Source organism: Plantactinospora sp. B6F1 (genome assembly GCF_040120695.1).
In the GTDB taxonomy this organism is placed as follows: domain Bacteria; phylum Actinomycetota; class Actinomycetes; order Mycobacteriales; family Micromonosporaceae; genus Plantactinospora.
Map to the genome: position 1 here is coordinate 104,556 of NZ_JBEEAC010000011.1, position 15,750 is coordinate 120,305.

General features: G+C 72.4%; 13 protein-coding genes. 9 read left to right on the top strand and 4 right to left on the bottom strand.

The window, feature by feature from the left end:
* Nucleotides 1–56 precede the first annotated feature (56 nt).
* The 4 genes from ABNF97_RS16640 (at nt 57) to ABNF97_RS16655 (ending at nt 3,842) form a co-directional block, all read left to right on the top strand.
* Nucleotides 57–533 carry a hypothetical protein gene (locus tag ABNF97_RS16640; RefSeq protein WP_349339055.1) on the top strand — a complete coding sequence of 159 codons (477 nt, stop codon included), beginning with the start codon at nt 57–59 and terminating at the stop codon, nt 531–533.
* A complete protein-coding gene (locus tag ABNF97_RS16645; RefSeq protein ID WP_349339056.1) occupies nt 526–2,010 on the top strand; it encodes an MCP four helix bundle domain-containing protein in 1,485 nt (494 codons plus the stop codon). The genes ABNF97_RS16640 and ABNF97_RS16645 overlap by 8 nt, the downstream gene beginning before the upstream one ends.
* On the top strand, nt 2,007–3,290 hold the full coding sequence (locus ABNF97_RS16650) for a S8 family serine peptidase (RefSeq protein WP_349339057.1): 1,284 nt from the start codon (nt 2,007–2,009) through the stop codon (nt 3,288–3,290). Before ABNF97_RS16645 ends, ABNF97_RS16650 begins: the two co-directional genes overlap by 4 nt.
* Nucleotides 3,291–3,380: 90 nt before the next feature.
* Nucleotides 3,381–3,842, top strand: a complete 462-nt coding sequence (locus ABNF97_RS16655) for a hypothetical protein (protein ID WP_349339058.1) — start codon at nt 3,381–3,383, stop codon at nt 3,840–3,842.
* Between the two features lie 81 nt (nt 3,843–3,923).
* On the opposite strand, the gene pgm is transcribed toward ABNF97_RS16655, so the two are convergent.
* From pgm to ABNF97_RS16670, 3 genes are all read right to left on the bottom strand, one after another.
* The gene (gene pgm, locus ABNF97_RS16660) at nt 3,924–5,570 is read right to left on the bottom strand and encodes a phosphoglucomutase (alpha-D-glucose-1,6-bisphosphate-dependent) (RefSeq protein ID WP_130463763.1); all 1,647 of its coding nucleotides are present in this window, start codon (nt 5,568–5,570) and stop codon (nt 3,924–3,926) included.
* A gap of 81 nt (nt 5,571–5,651) precedes the next feature.
* Nucleotides 5,652–6,884: a glucose-1-phosphate adenylyltransferase gene (glgC, locus tag ABNF97_RS16665; protein ID WP_349339059.1), complete on the bottom strand. Its 1,233-nt coding sequence runs from the start codon at nt 6,882–6,884 to the stop codon at nt 5,652–5,654.
* Between the two features lie 116 nt (nt 6,885–7,000).
* A complete protein-coding gene (locus ABNF97_RS16670; RefSeq protein WP_349339060.1) occupies nt 7,001–7,891 on the bottom strand; it encodes a LysR family transcriptional regulator ArgP in 891 nt (296 codons plus the stop codon).
* Nucleotides 7,892–7,995: 104 nt separating this feature from the next.
* On the opposite strand from ABNF97_RS16670, the gene ABNF97_RS16675 reads away from it, so the two are divergent.
* Nucleotides 7,996–8,604, top strand: a complete 609-nt coding sequence (locus tag ABNF97_RS16675; RefSeq protein ID WP_130466122.1) for a LysE family transporter — start codon at nt 7,996–7,998, stop codon at nt 8,602–8,604.
* 31 nt (nt 8,605–8,635) lie between these two features.
* Here ABNF97_RS16675 and ABNF97_RS16680 read toward each other — a convergent pair whose 3' ends face one another.
* Nucleotides 8,636–9,256: a dihydrofolate reductase family protein gene (locus tag ABNF97_RS16680; protein ID WP_130463766.1), complete on the bottom strand. Its 621-nt coding sequence runs from the start codon at nt 9,254–9,256 to the stop codon at nt 8,636–8,638.
* A 125-nt stretch (nt 9,257–9,381) separates the two neighbouring features.
* Here ABNF97_RS16680 and ABNF97_RS16685 point away from each other — a divergent pair, with 125 nt between their 5' ends.
* The 4 genes from ABNF97_RS16685 (at nt 9,382) to glgB (ending at nt 15,697) form a co-directional block, all read left to right on the top strand.
* Nucleotides 9,382–10,101, top strand: a complete 720-nt coding sequence (locus tag ABNF97_RS16685) for a winged helix-turn-helix transcriptional regulator (RefSeq protein WP_130463767.1) — start codon at nt 9,382–9,384, stop codon at nt 10,099–10,101.
* Nucleotides 10,102–10,134: 33 nt separating this feature from the next.
* Nucleotides 10,135–11,361 carry a glycogen synthase gene (glgA, locus tag ABNF97_RS16690; protein WP_349339061.1) on the top strand — a complete coding sequence of 409 codons (1,227 nt, stop codon included), beginning with the start codon at nt 10,135–10,137 and terminating at the stop codon, nt 11,359–11,361.
* A 143-nt stretch (nt 11,362–11,504) separates the two neighbouring features.
* Nucleotides 11,505–13,553, top strand: coding sequence for an alpha-1,4-glucan--maltose-1-phosphate maltosyltransferase (locus ABNF97_RS16695; RefSeq protein ID WP_349339062.1), 2,049 nt, complete (start codon nt 11,505–11,507; stop codon nt 13,551–13,553).
* Nucleotides 13,541–15,697: a 1,4-alpha-glucan branching protein GlgB gene (gene glgB / locus ABNF97_RS16700; RefSeq protein WP_349339063.1), complete on the top strand. Its 2,157-nt coding sequence runs from the start codon at nt 13,541–13,543 to the stop codon at nt 15,695–15,697. Before ABNF97_RS16695 ends, glgB begins: the two co-directional genes overlap by 13 nt.
* Nucleotides 15,698–15,750 lie beyond the last annotated feature (53 nt).

The window sequence follows — 15,750 nt, forward strand, 5'->3', positions numbered from 1 at the left end:
CTCGACTACAATGAGCCGCAACCACGTCACCCGGCCATCCACGGGGAGGGATAACGATGAGCCTGGTTGGTCCGCCGGTCGGCGCGGCGGCCCGCGCGATCGGGGCGGCAGCCGCCGCCGTCATCGGCCAGATCAACGTCGAGATCGACGGTCTGGCGAGCGTTGCGGCGGCAATGCGCGAGGAACTCAAAGAGGGCTACCGCACCCAGGTCCCGCCGGTGCACGACGCCATGCAACAGGGCGCCACCATCGGCGACCGGCTGGAGGGTGACGACTGGCTGCACCTGCAGGACCGCTACGACGAGTGCATCCGCAAGAGCCTGGCGGCACTGGTCAACCTGGACAAGGGAACCCAGGCGGTGGCACGGGCGGCGGAGCAGATCGCCGCCAACTACCGTGGCTCCGACGCGTTCGCCCAGGCAACGGTGGGCGACGTGCACGAGGTCCTGCCGCCGACCGAGCAGACCCGGCCGGGGCCGGGCGGGAACCCGACCGGACCCACCCCGGGGACGGGAGGCGACGGCAATGGCTGAGGCGTACATCCCGCACCTGTGGCAACTGGTCGAGGCGGCGCGGCAGAGGCTCCAGCCGAGCCGGGAGCAGGTAGCGGCCTGGGAGCGGGCGTCCAGCATGCTGACCGGACACGCCGCCAGGTTGCAGAACTGCCGTAACCAGCTCGCCACGCTGTGGCCGCCGGAGCAGAACGCGGCCTCGGCGGCGTACATGGCCGAACTGGACCGGCTGATCGAGGCGAGCCGGCAGACGTCGACTGCGGCCCAGAGCAACGCCACGCACATCGGGCACGTGGCGGACGCCATCGAACAGGCGCGGACCAAGCTGGAGCCGATCTACCGGGAATACCTGGAGAACGAACGGAAGCTGGCCGACTACCAGCGGCAGGTGGAACTGGCTGGCGACATCGGCGGGACGGCGGGCGGAGCCGCCGCGTCGCGCTTCGGGCTGACCGCCCTGGGCCAAAAGGCCGGGGACTTCCTCGGCGAGGGCGCGATGAAGGTGCTCACCGACCCGCCGGTCAGCGACGCCCAGCAGGCGGCGCTGGTCGCCCGGGCCCGCGCGGTGCAGTCGGAGCTGGACGGCGCGGCGCGGGACGGCGGCGGCCGGATCCAACCGCCACCGGAGTACGTTCCGCCGCCCGTATCGCGGGGTGACGATGCCCGGCAGTTCGATGACGACGACGCGGACTCGATGGTGCGACCGCCCATCGTCCCCCCACCCGCGCGCCGCCGGCCCCCGGAGCCTTCCCGCCCCGGCTTCGTCGACGGAGCTCCACCGTTGACCCCGGACGGCGAACTGCCGCCGGAACTGGTCACCCTGCCCGCCCCGGTGGACGACGGTCCGAGCCTGACCGGTATCGCGCCGCCGCCGATCACCGCCCCGCCGCCACCCGTGGCTCCGGTTCCGCCCGGACCACCGGTCGGTGCGCCGCCGCCGGTTCCACCGGTCGCACCGCCGACCATCGGTGTGCCGCCCGGCAGGGGGCCGGGCCTGGGTCCCGGTCTCGGTGGCGGACCGCGCGGCAGTGGCCCCGGCGGGTCGGGCAAGATCGGTCCCCTCGGTTCCGGGCCGGCCGGCGTACCACCCGGCGGGGTGATCGGTGCCCGCCCCGGCGGTGGCGCCGGGGTACCCGGCGGCGCAGCCCGCCCCGCGGGCATACCGCGGGGAGTGAATCCCGTCGGCGGCGTCATCGGGCCGCAGGGTGCTCGGCCCGGAGTGGCCGGCGGTGCGCGGCCGGGCCCGACCGGTGGGCTCGGGGCCGGCGCGGCGGGAGCGAAGGCGGGCACCCGCCGGCCCGCCACGGGCGGCGGGACCAGCGTGCCCGGCGCGACCGGCGGCGCCCGCGGCCGTGGCGACCGGGACGAACCCGAGCAGCGGCACTGGGATCCCGACAACCCGTGGGAGGTGGAGCAGGGCGTCACCCCGGAGATCGAGCCGAACCGGGAGGTCAGCCGGCACGAGCCCGGTGCCCCGACGCTCGGGAAGGACCGGTGAGCCGAGGCGCCCGGTTCCACGCACGGCTGCCGCGCCTTGGCGCGGCAGCCATCTGCGGTCTGCTCGTGACACTGGTCGGCGCCCCGCCGGCAGCGGCGGACGCCGCCCGGGACCGGCAGTGGCACCTGAAGGCCCTCGACGTCGCACAGGCGCACCGGATCACCGAGGGTGCCGGGGTGGTGGTGGCGGTGCTCGACACCGGGGTACGCGGTGACCACCGAGACCTGATTGGCAACGTGCTGCCCGGGGTAGACGTGACCGGCGCGGACACCGACGGCCGACAGGACACCGACGGGCACGGTACGGCGATGGCAGGCCTGATCGCCGGGCACGGGCGCGGTCCGGGCCAGGCCGACGGCGTGCTCGGAATAGCCCCCAAGGCCAAGGTCCTGCCAGTCCGCGCTATGCGTACGAAGTACGGTGCCGGCGCCGACCTGCCCCGGGCCATCCGGGAGGCGGTCCAGCGCAAGGTCGGGGTGGTGTCGCTGTCGCTCTCCGGGGGCGCTGGCGACGATCTGAGACAGGCGGTCCAGGAAGCCCTCGCCGCCGACGTCGTGCTGGTGGCCGCCGCCGGAAACCGGCCGGACGACGCCTTCATCGGCTATCCGGCCGCGTTCCCTGGAGTACTCGCCGTCGGCGCCACCGGGCGGGACGGGAAGCTTGCCCCGATCAGCGTCACCGGTGACGCGGTCGGCCTGGTCGCACCCGGGGTGGACATCGCCTCCACCAGCCGGACCGGGGCCTACCAGTCGAGCAACGGGACGAGCAATTCCACGGCGATCGCCGCCGGGGCCGCCGCACTGGTCCGGGCGAGATATCCGGACCTCTCCGCGGCCGAGGTGGTGCACCGGCTCACCGCGACCGCCACCGATCGGGGCGCTCCCGGACGGGATCCCGAGTACGGCCACGGAGTGCTCGACCTCGTCGACGCGCTGACCGCCGAGGTCGAGCCGGCCGGTGCGCAGCCCAGCCCCGGCACCGGACCGACGGCCACTGCCGACGGGACGTCACCGGCCGTGGCCGCACCCCCGCCGGGCGACGGCCCGACCGGACTCCGGCTCAGCCCCGCCGCGTACGCCATCGGCGGGCTATGCCTGCTGGTGGTCCTGGCCGGTGCCGGCGTACTCGGCTGGTTGCTGGTGCGCGCCCGGCGCCGTCCCCGGACCCACGGCGGGACGCCGGATCCCTATCCGCCGTCGGGTGGATATCCGGGCGGCTATCGCCCGCCTGGGCAGTCGCGCCCACCGGGGATTCCCGGCGGGCCGCCGCACGGCGGATAGCCGGTCGGCAGCGGCGGGGCCACCCTCGGGCGACGGGCTGGCCGGGGCTCGGCCGGCGCCGCCGACCGGGGTGGGCGTACCGTCCTGCAGATGCGACAGGACGGGGCCGGCGACTGGGCGGAGCAGCGACGGCAGGCGATCACCGCCCGGGCACTGGCCGACCGGCGACGTCGGGAGACGGAGCACGAGGAGGCCCGGCGGCTCGTCGCGGCGTTCGTCGCGCAGGCCCGGAAGCGCGGGCTGCGGCAGGCCAGGCTGACCGCGCTCGCCTACAACGGCCGTACCCGATATCGCACCGGCCTCACCGGCTGGTACCTGGACCTGGCCCGGATCCACGCGGTCGACGACGCCGGAAACTACTACCTGCTGATGATGCCGGCCAGCGTACGCGCCCGGTTCACCGGTGCGACGCCCCGGCCGCAGCCGCCGAAGCTGATCCTCGGTGAGGGCGGGCCGGACGGGCAGTCGATGCCGCTGGCGGCGCTGTTGCGCAAACGGCTCGACGCCGGTGACGGCTGGCCCGGGACCGGGGCACCGCCGGAGCCGGGCTGACCCCGGCCGACGGAACACCCCTGCCCGGTCCGGCAGCGCCGAGGCAGGCCCGGCAGCGCCCTCCGGGCGCGACCATCCAGGTCAGCCGGCCTTCAGCACCTCGCTGATCAGCGTCTCCGCCTCCTCCTGGAGCCGGCCGAGGTGCTCCGGCCCCCGGAAGGACTCCGCGTAGATCTTGTAGACGTCCTCCGTACCGGACGGGCGGGCGGCGAACCAGCCGGACTGGGTGACGACCTTCAGCCCGCCGATCGCCGCGCCGTTGCCCGGTGCCTCGGTCAGGGTGGCGGTGATCGGCTCCCCGGCCAGTTCGGTGGCGGTGACCTGGTCCGGGGAGAGTCGCCCGAGCACGGCCTTCTGGTCCCGGTCGGCCGGCGCGTCGATCCGGGCGTAGGCCGGCTCGCCGAACCGGGACACCAGGTCGGCGTAGTGTTCGCTCGGCGTCCGCCCGGTCACCGCGATGATCTCGGCGGCCAGCAGGCAGAGCAGGATGCCGTCCTTGTCGGTGGTCCAGGTCCGGCCGTCGCGGGCCAGGAACGAGGCTCCCGCACTCTCCTCGCCGCCGAACCCGACCGAGCCGTCCAGCAGCCCCGGCACGAACCACTTGAAGCCGACCGGGACCTCCAGCAGTTTCCTGCCCAGGTCGGCGGCGACCCGGTCGATCATGGACGAGGAGACCAGGGTCTTGCCGACCGCGGCGTCGGCGGGCCAGTCGGGCCGGTTGCCGAACAGGTAGGAGATGGCCACCGTCAGGTAGTGGTTCGGGTTCATCAGGCCGCCGTCCGGGGTGACGATGCCGTGCCGGTCGGCGTCGGCGTCGTTACCGGTGGCGACCTGGTAGTCGGCGCGCCGGGCGATCAGCGAGGCCATCGCGTGCGGGGACGAGCAGTCCATTCGGATCTTGCCGTCCCAGTCCAGGGTCATGAACCGCCAGGTCGGGTCCACCAGCGGGTTCACCACGGTCAGGTCCAGGCCGTGCCGGTCGGCGATCTCGCCCCAGTAGGCCACGCTGGCCCCACCGAGTGGGTCCGCGCCGATCCGCACCCCGGCGGCCCGTACCGCCGCGAGGTCGAGCGCCGAGGGCAGGTCGTCGACGTACTCGGCGAGGAAGTCGTACCGCCCGGTGGTGTCGGCGGCCCGCGCCCGGGCGTACGGGATCCGTCTGACCCCGCGCACTCCCTCGGCCAGCAGCGCGTTCGCCCGGTCCTGGATCCACCTGGTCGCGTCGGTGTCGGCCGGGCCGCCGTGCGTCGGGTTGTACTTGAACCCACCGTCCGACGGCGGGTTGTGCGACGGGGTGATCACGATCCCGTCGGCGAGTCCGCTGGAGCGCCCGGTGTTGTGCCGGAGCACGGCGTGCGACAGTGCCGGGGTCGGGGTGTAGCCGTCCCGGCTGTCGACCAGCACCGTCACCTCGTTGGCTGCCAGCACCTCCAGCGCGCTGACCAGGGCCGGCTCGGAGAGCGCGTGCGTGTCGCGGGCCAGGAAGAGCGGCCCGTCGACACCCCGGTCCCGCCGGTATTCACAGGTCGCCTGGGTGATCGCCAGGATGTGCCGCTCGTTGAACGCGGCCCGCAGGCTCGAACCACGGTGCCCCGAGGTGCCGAACGCGACCTGCTGCGCCGGGTCGGCCGGGTCCGGCTGCTCGGCGTAGTACGCGGTGACGAGCCGGGGCACGTCCACCAGGTCCTCGGGCTCGGCAGGCTGGCCGGCGCGGGCGTGGACCGACATGTGACCTCCTTCTGGCACGGGCACGGGCACGGGCACGGGCGGGCGGAACCCGTCGGCTCCGCCCGTGCGCTGGCCGACGGGTCAGGGCTCGACGCGTTCTCCCTTGCCGACGACCACGATCCCACGGTCGGAGACCGTGTACCGCTCACGGTCGCGGTCCAGGTCGACGCCGAGTTCCGCGCCCTCCGGCACCACCACGTTCTTGTCGAGGATGGCGTTGCGGACGACGGCGTGCCGGCCGATCTCCACTCCCTCCATCACCACCGAGCCTTCCACGTGGGCCCAGGAGTGCACCCGGACATTCGGCGAGACGACCGAGTTCTCCACCAGCGCGCCGGAGATCACCACGCCCGGGGAGATCATCGAGTCCACCGCCCGACCGACCCGCTCCTCCAGGCCGTGCACGAACTTGGCGGGCGGCCACGGCGGGTGGTCGGTGTAGATCGGCCACTCGTAGTTGTAAAGGTTGAAGACCGGGTGTACGGCGATCAGATCCATGTGCGCCTCGTAGAACGAGTCCAGTGTCCCCACGTCCCGCCAGTACGCCCGGTCCCGGTCGGTGCTGCCCGGCACCTCGTTGTCCCGGAAGTCGTAGACGTTCGCCTCGCCCCGCTCGACCAGCATCGGGATGATGCTGCCGCCCATGTCGTGCTTGCTGGCCCGGTCGGCCGCGTCGGTCTCCACCGCCTCACAGAGGACCCCGGTGGTGAAGACGTAGTTGCCCATCGACGCATAGACCTCGTCGGGGGCGTCCGGCAGGCCCCTCGCGTCGGTCGGCTTCTCGCGGAACGCCTGGATCCGCCGGCCGTCCGCGCCGACCTCGATCACGCCGAACTGGTCGGCGGCGGCGAGCGGCTGGCGGATGCCGGCGACCGTCACCCCGGCACCGGAGGAGATGTGCTGCTCCAGCATCTGCCGGGGGTCCATCCGGTAGATGTGGTCGGCGCCGAACACGATGACGTAGTCCGGCTGCTCGTCGTTGATCAGGTTGAAGCTCTGGTAGATCGCGTCCGCGGAACCGGCGAACCACCATGGTCCGCGCCGCTGCTGGGCCGGCACCGGTGTCACGTAGTTGCCGAGCAGGTTCGACATCCGCCAGGTCTTGGTGACGTGCCGGTCCAGCGAGTGCGACTTGTACTGGGTCAGCACGACGATCTTCAGGAACCCGCCATTGGCCAGGTTGGACAGCACAAAATCGATCATGCGGTACATGCCGCCGAACGGGACGGCAGGTTTCGCCCGGTCGGCGGTCAGGGGCATCAGGCGCTTGCCCTCTCCCCCGGCCAGGACGATCGCGAGCACCTTGGCTGACATGTCCCGACCGTAACGGAGCCGGCAGCCCACCGCACGGGGCTCGTCTGCTTCGTTCCGCCAAGATCTTCAACTGCCCGATCCGACCGGCTCCGTGGTTCCGGCCTTCCTGCGGGCCGCTACCGGCCGAGTGCCTCGGCGGCCGCCTCGGCGACCCGGTCGGCCAGTACGCCGAGGAGTCGGGAGTCGAGTCGCCACTGCTGCCAGTAGAGCGGGACCTCGACCACCGCCGCCGGGTCGATCGGCACCAGGCTGCCAGCCGGATAGCGGTCGCTCTGCTGCGGCGGCAGCATCCCCCAGCCGAGCCCGAGCCGGATCGCCTCCGGGAAGTCCCCGGAGGACGGGACGTAGTGGCGGGGCGGGTTCCAGACTCGGCGGGACCGCTGCCTCAGGTAGCGCTCCTGGAGGTCGTCGCGGCGGTCGAAGACCAGCATCGGGGCGCGGGCCAGCGCCTCCGGCGTCGGACCGTCCGGCAGCCAGGTCCGGACGAATTCGGGACTGGCCATCGGGTGGTAGCGCATCCGGCCGAGCGGGCGTACCGCACAGCCCTGCACCGGCCGGGACTGCGAGGTGATCGCCGCCATCGCCGTACCCTGGCGGAGCAGTTCGACGGAGTGGTCCTGGTCCTCGCGGTAGACGTCAACGCAGATCCGCTCGCGGGCGGCCGCCGCCATCGCCGGGAGCACCCAGGTGTTCAGCGAGTCGCCGTTGACCACGATCGGAATCCGGCTGAACTCCGCCGGTTCGGCCGGGTCCTGCCCCAACTCCCGGAGGGTGTCCGTGGCGAGCAGCTCGACCTGGCGGGCCAGCCGGAGCACGACCTGCCCGGAGCGGGTGGGCCGGGCCGGCTTGCCGCGCTCGACCAGCACCCGACCGACGGCGCTCTCCAGCGCCTTCATCCGCTGGCTGACCGCCGAGGGGGTGATGTGCAACCGCCGGGCCGCCGCCTCGAAGGAGCCGTGGTCGACCACTGTGACGAAGGTGCGGAGCTGCTCGAACTGGAGGTCCATGCTAAGCAAGGCTAATGAATCATAAGAAAGATTAGCTGGAGTGGTCCGGCGGACCTGCCTAGGGTCGGTCCGTGATCCTCTCCTCCACCGCCACCCCGACCGGGGTGCTGCCGGTACTCGCCACCGGGTTCGGTGTCGGCCTCTCCCTGATCGTGGCGATCGGCGCCCAGAACGCGTACGTGCTCCGCCAGGGCGTACGCGCCGAGCACGTACTGCCGATCGTGGCGATCTGCGCCGTCTCGGACGCGGTACTCATCCTGGCCGGCATCACCGGGATCGGGGCGGTGGTCGAACGCGCACCGGCAGCACTGACCGTGACCCGCTGGGCCGGTGCCGCCTTCCTGGTCGGCTACGGCCTGCTCGCCGCCCGTCGGGTCTTCCGCACCCAGAGCCTCCAGCCCGGCAACGGTGCCGGCGCCTCGACGCCGCGCACGGCCCTACTCACAATGCTGGCGCTGACCTGGCTCAATCCGCACGTCTACCTGGACACCGTGCTGCTGCTCGGCTCGATCGCCAACACCCACGGTCCGGCCGGCCGGTGGTCGTTCGGCGCCGGAGCCACGCTCGCCAGTACCGCCTGGTTCGCCGCGCTCGGTTACGGCGCCCGACTGCTCGGCCGCGCCCTCGCCCGCCCGGTCGCCTGGCGGATCCTCGACGCGCTGATCGCGGCCACGATGCTCACCATCGGCGTCGCGCTGGTCGTGGCCGGTTGAGCCGGCGCCCGCGCCGGAACCCCCGGCACGGTCAGCGGTCGGGTCGCGCGCTCGGCGGGCCGGAGAGCACGGTCGGGACATACTCGAGCAACTGGAGCCTGCCGTCGAACGTCCGGCTGGCCACCAGGTCGAGGGCGACGTCGGGATAACCGTCGAGAATGCGGTCGCGGCCGGTCTTCCCGGTGATCACCGGGAAGACGACCAACCGGAACCGGTCCACCAGCCCCGCCGTGAGGAGCGACCGGCACAGGCTGATGCTGCCGATGGTGCGCATCGGGCTGGCGCCGTCCCGCTTCATCGCGGCCACCGCCTCGACCGCATCCCCGCTCACCAGCTCGGTGTTCGGCCACGACAGGGGTGCCTGCAAGGTCGACGAGAAGACCACCTTGGGCAGGGCGGCCAGCCCGGTCAGGCTGGCCTCCTCGTCGCTCGGCTGGCCCGGCCGGTCCGCCTCCGCCGCGGCGGCCTCGGCGGACATCCCGGACATCAGCCGGTAGGTGTTCGCTCCCATCAAGACGGTGTACTCGCCTTCGGGCTGCTGGTCGAGCCAGCCGAGATACTCGGGCCCCTCCAGCCCCCACCACCCGGGCCAGCCTTCCGCAGTTCCGTAGCCGTCCAGCGAGACGATGAAGTCCACCAACAGTTCCTGCATCGAGAGTTCCCTCCTTGGGCCGAGGTCGGACCCACCCGGGTCGAGAGGCCCAGCGGGCCGACCAGCTTACTTCACAAACTAAAGCACGCTTGCAAAAGTAAAGTCAACCGGGGTAGCGTTGCGGCATGCGCAGTCGGGAGTACGGCCAGTTCTGCGGTCTGGCACGCGCCGCGGAAGTGCTCGGGCAACGCTGGACGCTTCTGATCCTGCGGGATCTGCTGGTGGGGCCACGTCGCTTCTCCGACCTGGTGACCGGACTACCCGGCATACCGACCAACCTGCTCTCGACCCGGCTGAGAGAACTCGAGGGCGACGGCCTGGTGACCCGAGAGCTGCAGGCCGGGCAGCCTCGTTCGGTCGTTTACCGGGCGACCCCGCGAGCCCGGCAACTGGCCCCCGCCCTCGACGAGCTGGGCCGCTGGGGCGCCGCCACGATGCGCAAGCCGCGTGACGGCGAGGTCGTCACGGACGCCTCCCTGGTGGCCGCACTACGGGCCGCCGCAAACCCCGGCGGGATTCCGTCCACGATCCGGAAGGTCGTCTACGTCGTGCGGTCCGGCACGGCCATTGCACACGTTACCGTGCGCAATGCCTCGATCACGGTCGAGCCGGGTGAATGCCCCGACCCGGATCTGGTCCTCGTCGCCGGCCCGAACTTTCGGGACCTGCTCGCCGGAGAGCTCGAGCCCGACGCAGCGGTGGATGCCGGGGCGGTGGCGCTGCATGGCGACGACAAGCTGCTCGCCGAGTTTGTCGCGGTGTTCCGAGTCCCCTACGCGGATCCCGCCACGAACGGTGACCGCGCCGGCCCGACCACCCCCGGTGATCATCTCGCCGAGGGGTGATAGCCCCGAGTGGGCTGCACTAGGGTGCCGGCTGTGACCGAAACTCTGCCTGGCAACCGGCGGCTCCGGGTGGACCTGCTGACCCGGGAGTATCCCCCGGAGGTGTACGGCGGGGCGGGGGTGCACGTCGAATACCTCGCCCGCGAGCTGAGTTCCCGCGCCGACACCCGGGTGCACTGCTTCGGCGCACCGCGTCAGCCCCCGTACGCCGAGCCTGGTGTCACCGCGTACCCGGAACCCACCGAACTGGCCCACGCGAACGCCGCACTGCGGACCATGGGGGTGGACCTGGCAATGGCGGCCGGTACCGCCGGCGCCGACGTGCTGCACAGCCACACCTGGTACGCCAACCTCGCCGGGCACGTCGCCAAGCTGCTCCACGGGGTGCCGCACGTGGTGACCGTGCACAGTCTGGAGCCGTTGCGACCGTGGAAGGCCGAGCAGCTCGGCGGCGGTTACGCGCTCTCCTCCTGGTGCGAGCGGACCGCGCTGGAGGCCGCCGACGCGGTGATCGCGGTCTCCGCCGGGATGATGCGGGACTTGCTGGCCGCCTATCCGGCCGTCTCTCCTGACCGGGTCCGGGTGGTGCACAACGGTATCGACACCCACCAGTACTCCCCCGACTCCGGCACGGAGGTGCTGGAGCGGCTCGGTGTCGACCCCGAGCGGCCCAGCGTGACCTACGTCGGCCGGATCACCAGGCAGAAGGGGTTGCCGTACCTGCTCCGGGCCGCCCGCCGACTGCCACCGGCCGCCCAGCTCGTGCTGCTGGCCGGTGCCCCGGACACCGCGGAGATCGCCGCCGAGGTGACGGAGCTGGTCACCGAGCTACGGGCCAGCCGGGAAGGGGTCGTCTGGGTGGCCGAGATGCTGCCCAAGCCCGAGGTGATCCAGATTCTCAGCCACAGCACCGTCTTCGTCTGCCCCTCCGTCTACGAGCCGATGGGCATCGTCAACCTGGAGGCGATGGCCTGCGAGACCGCGGTGGTGGCGACGCGGACCGGCGGCATCCCGGAGGTGGTGGCCGACGGTTCGACCGGCCTGCTGGTGCCGATCGCCCAGGCCTCCGACGGCACCGGTACCCCGCTGGACCCGGAGCGCTTCGTCGCCGACCTGGCCGACGCGATCACCGAACTGCTGGACGATCCGAAACGCGCGGTCGAGCTGGGCCGGGCCGGCCGGCGCCGGGCGGTCGAGCACTTCTCCTGGGACGCCATCGCCGACCGCACCATGGCGGTCTACCGCGAGCTCCTCGCGTGATCCCGAAGAGTCCGTGACGTCCGGGCCGGCCCGGACGTCACGTTACGCCGCTCATGGCCTCCGCTGCTGGGCAAGGATGGCCGGGGGCGCGGTCGGAACAGCTACGCCGCGCGCCCGTCGATCAGTCACAGTAGGTTGGCAGGGTGAGTGGGCGGATTCCGATCGAGGACGTGACGCCGTCCGTGGCCTGTGGTCGGTACCCGGCCAAGGCGGTGGTGGGCGAGCTGGTGCCGGTGAGCGCCCGGTCGTACCGGGAGGGGCACGCGGCGATGGGCTGCCAGGTCTCCTGGCGGGGTCCGGATGGCGCCGAGCGTCCGGTGGTCCGGATGCGTCCCGGCCCGCACTTCGACGACCGGTGGCACGCCGGCATCCGGCCGGACGCGGTGGGCGACTGGAGCTTCACCGTGCAGGCGTTCGAGGATCCGTACCTGACCTGGCGGGATGCGGTCGTCAAGAAGCTGGACGCCGGGCAGGGGGCGGCCGAACTCGGCAACGATCTGGCCGAGGGCGCCGAGCTGATGGAGCGGGCCGCCGACGGCGTACCCGGGGAGGAGCGAAACCGGGTCCGGGAGGCCGCCGCCGCGCTGCGCGACGAGGACCGGCCACTGCCGGAGCGGGTCTCCCCGGCGCTGGACCTGGCCGACCTGCTCTGGGCGCATCCGGTCCGGACGCTGCTGACCAGCGCGCCGGCCCGGTCGATCTGGGTGGACCGGCCGAGGGCACTCTTCTCCGCCTGGTACGAGTTCTTTCCGCGCTCGGAGGGCGCGGTGCTGGCCGGCGACGGGAAACCGGTCCGCTCCGGCACCTTCCGCAGCGCCGCCGAACGGCTGCCCGGGGTCGCCGCGATGGGCTTCGACGTGCTCTACCTGCCGCCGATCCATCCGATCGGCCGGATCAACCGGAAGGGCCGGAACAACACCCTGATCGCCGAGGCCGACGACGTCGGTTCGCCGTGGGCGATCGGCGCCGCCGAGGGCGGGCACGACGCCATCCACCCCGACCTTGGCACGCTGGACGACTTCCGGGCGTTCGTCGCCGCCGCCGGTCAGGTCGGTCTGGAGGTGGCGATGGACCTGGCGCTGCAGGCCGCGCCGGACCACCCGTGGGTGTCCGATCATCCGGAGTGGTTCACCACCCGGGCGGACGGCTCGATCGCGTACGCGGAGAATCCGCCGAAGAAATACCAGGACATCTATCCGGTCAACTTCGACAACGATCCGGAGGGGATCCGGGCCGAGGTGCTGCGGGTGGTGCTGCACTGGGTGGCGCAGGGCATCCGGATCTTCCGGGTGGACAACCCGCACACCAAGCCGTTCGACTTCTGGCACTGGCTGATCTGGGAGGTCAAACGGCACCACCCGGACGTGCTCTTCCTGGCCGAGGCGTTCACCCGACCGGCGGTGATGCACGGACTCGGCAAGATCGGCTTCACCCAGTCGTACACCTACTTCGCCTGGCGGACCAGCAGCACCGAGCTGCGGGAGTACTGCGCCGAGCTGGTCGCCGCCGCCGACCACATGCGACCGAACTTCTGGCCGAACACCCCGGACATCCTGCCCGAGCACCTCCAGCACGGCGGGCCGCCGATGTTCCGGATCCGCGCGGTGCTGGCCAGCCTGCTCTCCCCCTCCTGGGGGATCTACGCCGGCTACGAACTCTTCGAGCACGTGGCCCGGCCGGGCGCCGAGGAGTACCTGGACAACGAGAAGTTCGAGCTGCGTCCCCGGGACTGGGCGGCGGCCGATGCGCAGGGCCGCTCGCTGGCTCCGTTCCTGGCACAGCTCAACCGGATCCGGCGGGACAACCCCGCCCTGCACTGGCTACGCAACCTGGTCTTCCACGAGATCGACAACCCGACGCTGCTCTGCTGGTCCAAACGGGACGACCGGAGCGGCAACACTGTGCTGGTGGTCTGCGCCGTCGACCCCGGACAGGTGCAGTGGGGCAACACCGTACTGGACATGCCGGCGCTCGGCTTCGACTGGCACGACCGGTTCACCGTGCACGACGAGCTGACCGGTACCCGGTACGACTGGGGACAGCACAACACCGTACGCCTCGACCCGGCCCTCTCCCCCGCGCACGTCTTCACCGTGCACCGGCACGGCGGCCGGCCGGACGACGCGCCCGGGACCGGAGCCGACCTGAGCGGCAGCCCCGGCGGGGCGGAGGGACCGGGATGGACGAGCTGATCGCCGGTGCGGTGCACGACCCGCACGCCCTGCTCGGTGCCCATCCGGCCGGTGACCGGACGGTGATCCGTACCCTGCGTCGGGGTGCCGGCAGGGTCGATCTGCTGCTCGGCGGGGAACGGCGGCCGATGCGCCGGGTACACGACGAGGGAATCTTCGAGGTGACGGTCCCCGGCACGGTGCTCGACTACCGGGTGGCGGTGGACGGCGGCGAGCCGCGCGACGACCCGTACCGCTTCCCGCCGAGCGTCGGGGAACTCGACCTGCACCTGATCGCCGAGGGCCGGCACGAACGGCTCTGGACGGCGCTCGGCGCCCGACCGACCGAGGGCGGCGGCCCGGCACCGGCCGGCGGCGACGGGGGACCACCCGCCGACGGCGGCGGGGTGTCGTTCGCGGTCTGGGCGCCGAACGCCCAGGGTGTCCGGGTGGTCGGCGACTTCACCGGCTGGGATGCGCACCAGGGATGGCCGATGCGGTCGCTGGGCCGCAGCGGGGTGTGGGAGATCTTCGTCCCGGAGGCGGCGGCCGGGCATCGGTACAAGTACCGGATCCTGTCCCGGGACGGGCAGTGGCGGGACAAGGCGGATCCGCTGGCCCGGCGTACCGAGGTGCCACCGCGCACCGCCTCCGTGGTGGACGGGTCCGGCTACGAGTGGTCCGACGCCGACTGGCTGGCCCGACGGGCCCGACGGCAGCCGCACCAGGAGCCGATCAGCGTCTACGAGGTGCACCTCGGCTCGTGGCGGCCGGGTCTGTCCTATCGGGAACTGGCCGACCAGCTCACCGCGTACGTGCTCGACCTGGGCTTCACGCACGTGGAGTTCCTGCCAGTGATGGAGCACCCGTTCGGCGGATCCTGGGGCTACCAGGTGACCGGCTACTACGCCCCGACCGCGCGCTTCGGCGACCCGGACGACTTCCGCCACCTGGTGGACCGGCTGCACGCCGCCGGCATCGGGGTCCTGCTGGACTGGGTACCGGCGCACTTCCCCCGCGACGACTGGGCGCTGGCCCGGTTCGACGGCACCCCGCTCTACGAGCATCCCGACCCGCGCCGTGGCGAGCATCCGGACTGGGGCACGTACGTCTTCGACTACGGCCGCCCCGAGGTCCGCAACTTTCTGGTGGCCAACGCCCTCTACTGGTTCGAGGAGTTCCATGTGGACGGCCTGCGGGTGGACGCGGTCGCCTCGATGCTCTACCTGGACTACTCCCGCTCCGACGGCGAGTGGCTGCCGAACGAGCACGGCGGCCGGGAGAACCTGGCGGCGATCGCGCTGCTCCAGGAGGTCAACGCGACCGTCTACCGGAAGCATCCGGGGGTGCTGATGGTGGCCGAGGAGTCGACGGCCTGGCCGGGGGTGACCCGGGCGACCGACTCCGGCGGGCTGGGCTTCGGTTTCAAGTGGAACATGGGCTGGATGCACGACACCCTGGGCTACCTCGGCCGGGACCCGATCCACCGCCAGCACCACCACGACGAGCTGACCTTCTCCCTGGTGTACGCCTGGAGCGAGAACTACCTGCTGCCGATCAGCCACGACGAGGTGGTGCACGGCAAGGGGTCGCTGCTCGGCAAGATGCCCGGCGACCAGTGGCGCAGGCTGGCCGGGGTACGCGCGCTGCTGGCGTACATGTGGGCGCACCCGGGCAAGCAACTGCTCTTCATGGGCTGCGAACTCGGCGACGACCGGGAGTGGAGCGAGACCCGCGGGCTGGACTGGCACCTGGTCGACGATGCCGGCCGGGCCGGCGTGCAGCGGCTGCTGCGGGACCTGAACCGCGGCTACCGGGACAATTCCGCGCTCTGGTCCCAGGACACGGTGCCGGCCGGCTTCCGGTGGATCGTCCCGGACGACTCCGCCGGCAACACGCTGGCCTTCACCCGGATCGCCGCCGACGGTTCGTTGCTGGTCTGCGTGGCGAACTTCGCCGCGCTGCCGCACGAGGGTTACCGGATCGGGCTGCCGGTGGCCGGGCGCTGGTCCGAGATCCTGAACACCGACGCGGACTGCTACGGCGGTTCCGGGGTGGGCAACCTCGGCGCGGTCACCGCCGAGGACCAGCCGTGGCACGGGCTGCCCGCCTCGGCGGCGCTGCGGGTGCCGCCGCTCGGCGTGCTCTGGCTCCGCCCGGGCTGAGCGCCGGCCGGCCGGCACGACCGGCCCCGACACGGTGCTGCGGGGTCGCGGCG

Excerpts from the sequence above, each read along its gene's own strand:
- ABNF97_RS16640 (WP_349339055.1), top strand. The coding sequence starts at position 57 with ATGAGCCTGGTTGGTCCGCCGGTCGGCGCGGCGGCCCGCGCGATCGGG.
- ABNF97_RS16645 (WP_349339056.1), top strand. The coding sequence starts at position 526 with ATGGCTGAGGCGTACATCCCGCACCTGTGGCAACTGGTCGAGGCGGCG.
- ABNF97_RS16655 (WP_349339058.1), top strand. The coding sequence starts at position 3,381 with ATGCGACAGGACGGGGCCGGCGACTGGGCGGAGCAGCGACGGCAGGCG.
- pgm (WP_130463763.1), bottom strand. The coding sequence starts at position 5,570 with ATGTCGGTCCACGCCCGCGCCGGCCAGCCTGCCGAGCCCGAGGACCTG.
- glgC (WP_349339059.1), bottom strand. The coding sequence starts at position 6,884 with ATGTCAGCCAAGGTGCTCGCGATCGTCCTGGCCGGGGGAGAGGGCAAG.
- ABNF97_RS16670 (WP_349339060.1), bottom strand. The coding sequence starts at position 7,891 with ATGGACCTCCAGTTCGAGCAGCTCCGCACCTTCGTCACAGTGGTCGAC.
- ABNF97_RS16680 (WP_130463766.1), bottom strand. The coding sequence starts at position 9,256 with ATGCAGGAACTGTTGGTGGACTTCATCGTCTCGCTGGACGGCTACGGA.
- ABNF97_RS16685 (WP_130463767.1), top strand. The coding sequence starts at position 9,382 with ATGCGCAGTCGGGAGTACGGCCAGTTCTGCGGTCTGGCACGCGCCGCG.
- glgB (WP_349339063.1), top strand. The coding sequence starts at position 13,541 with ATGGACGAGCTGATCGCCGGTGCGGTGCACGACCCGCACGCCCTGCTC.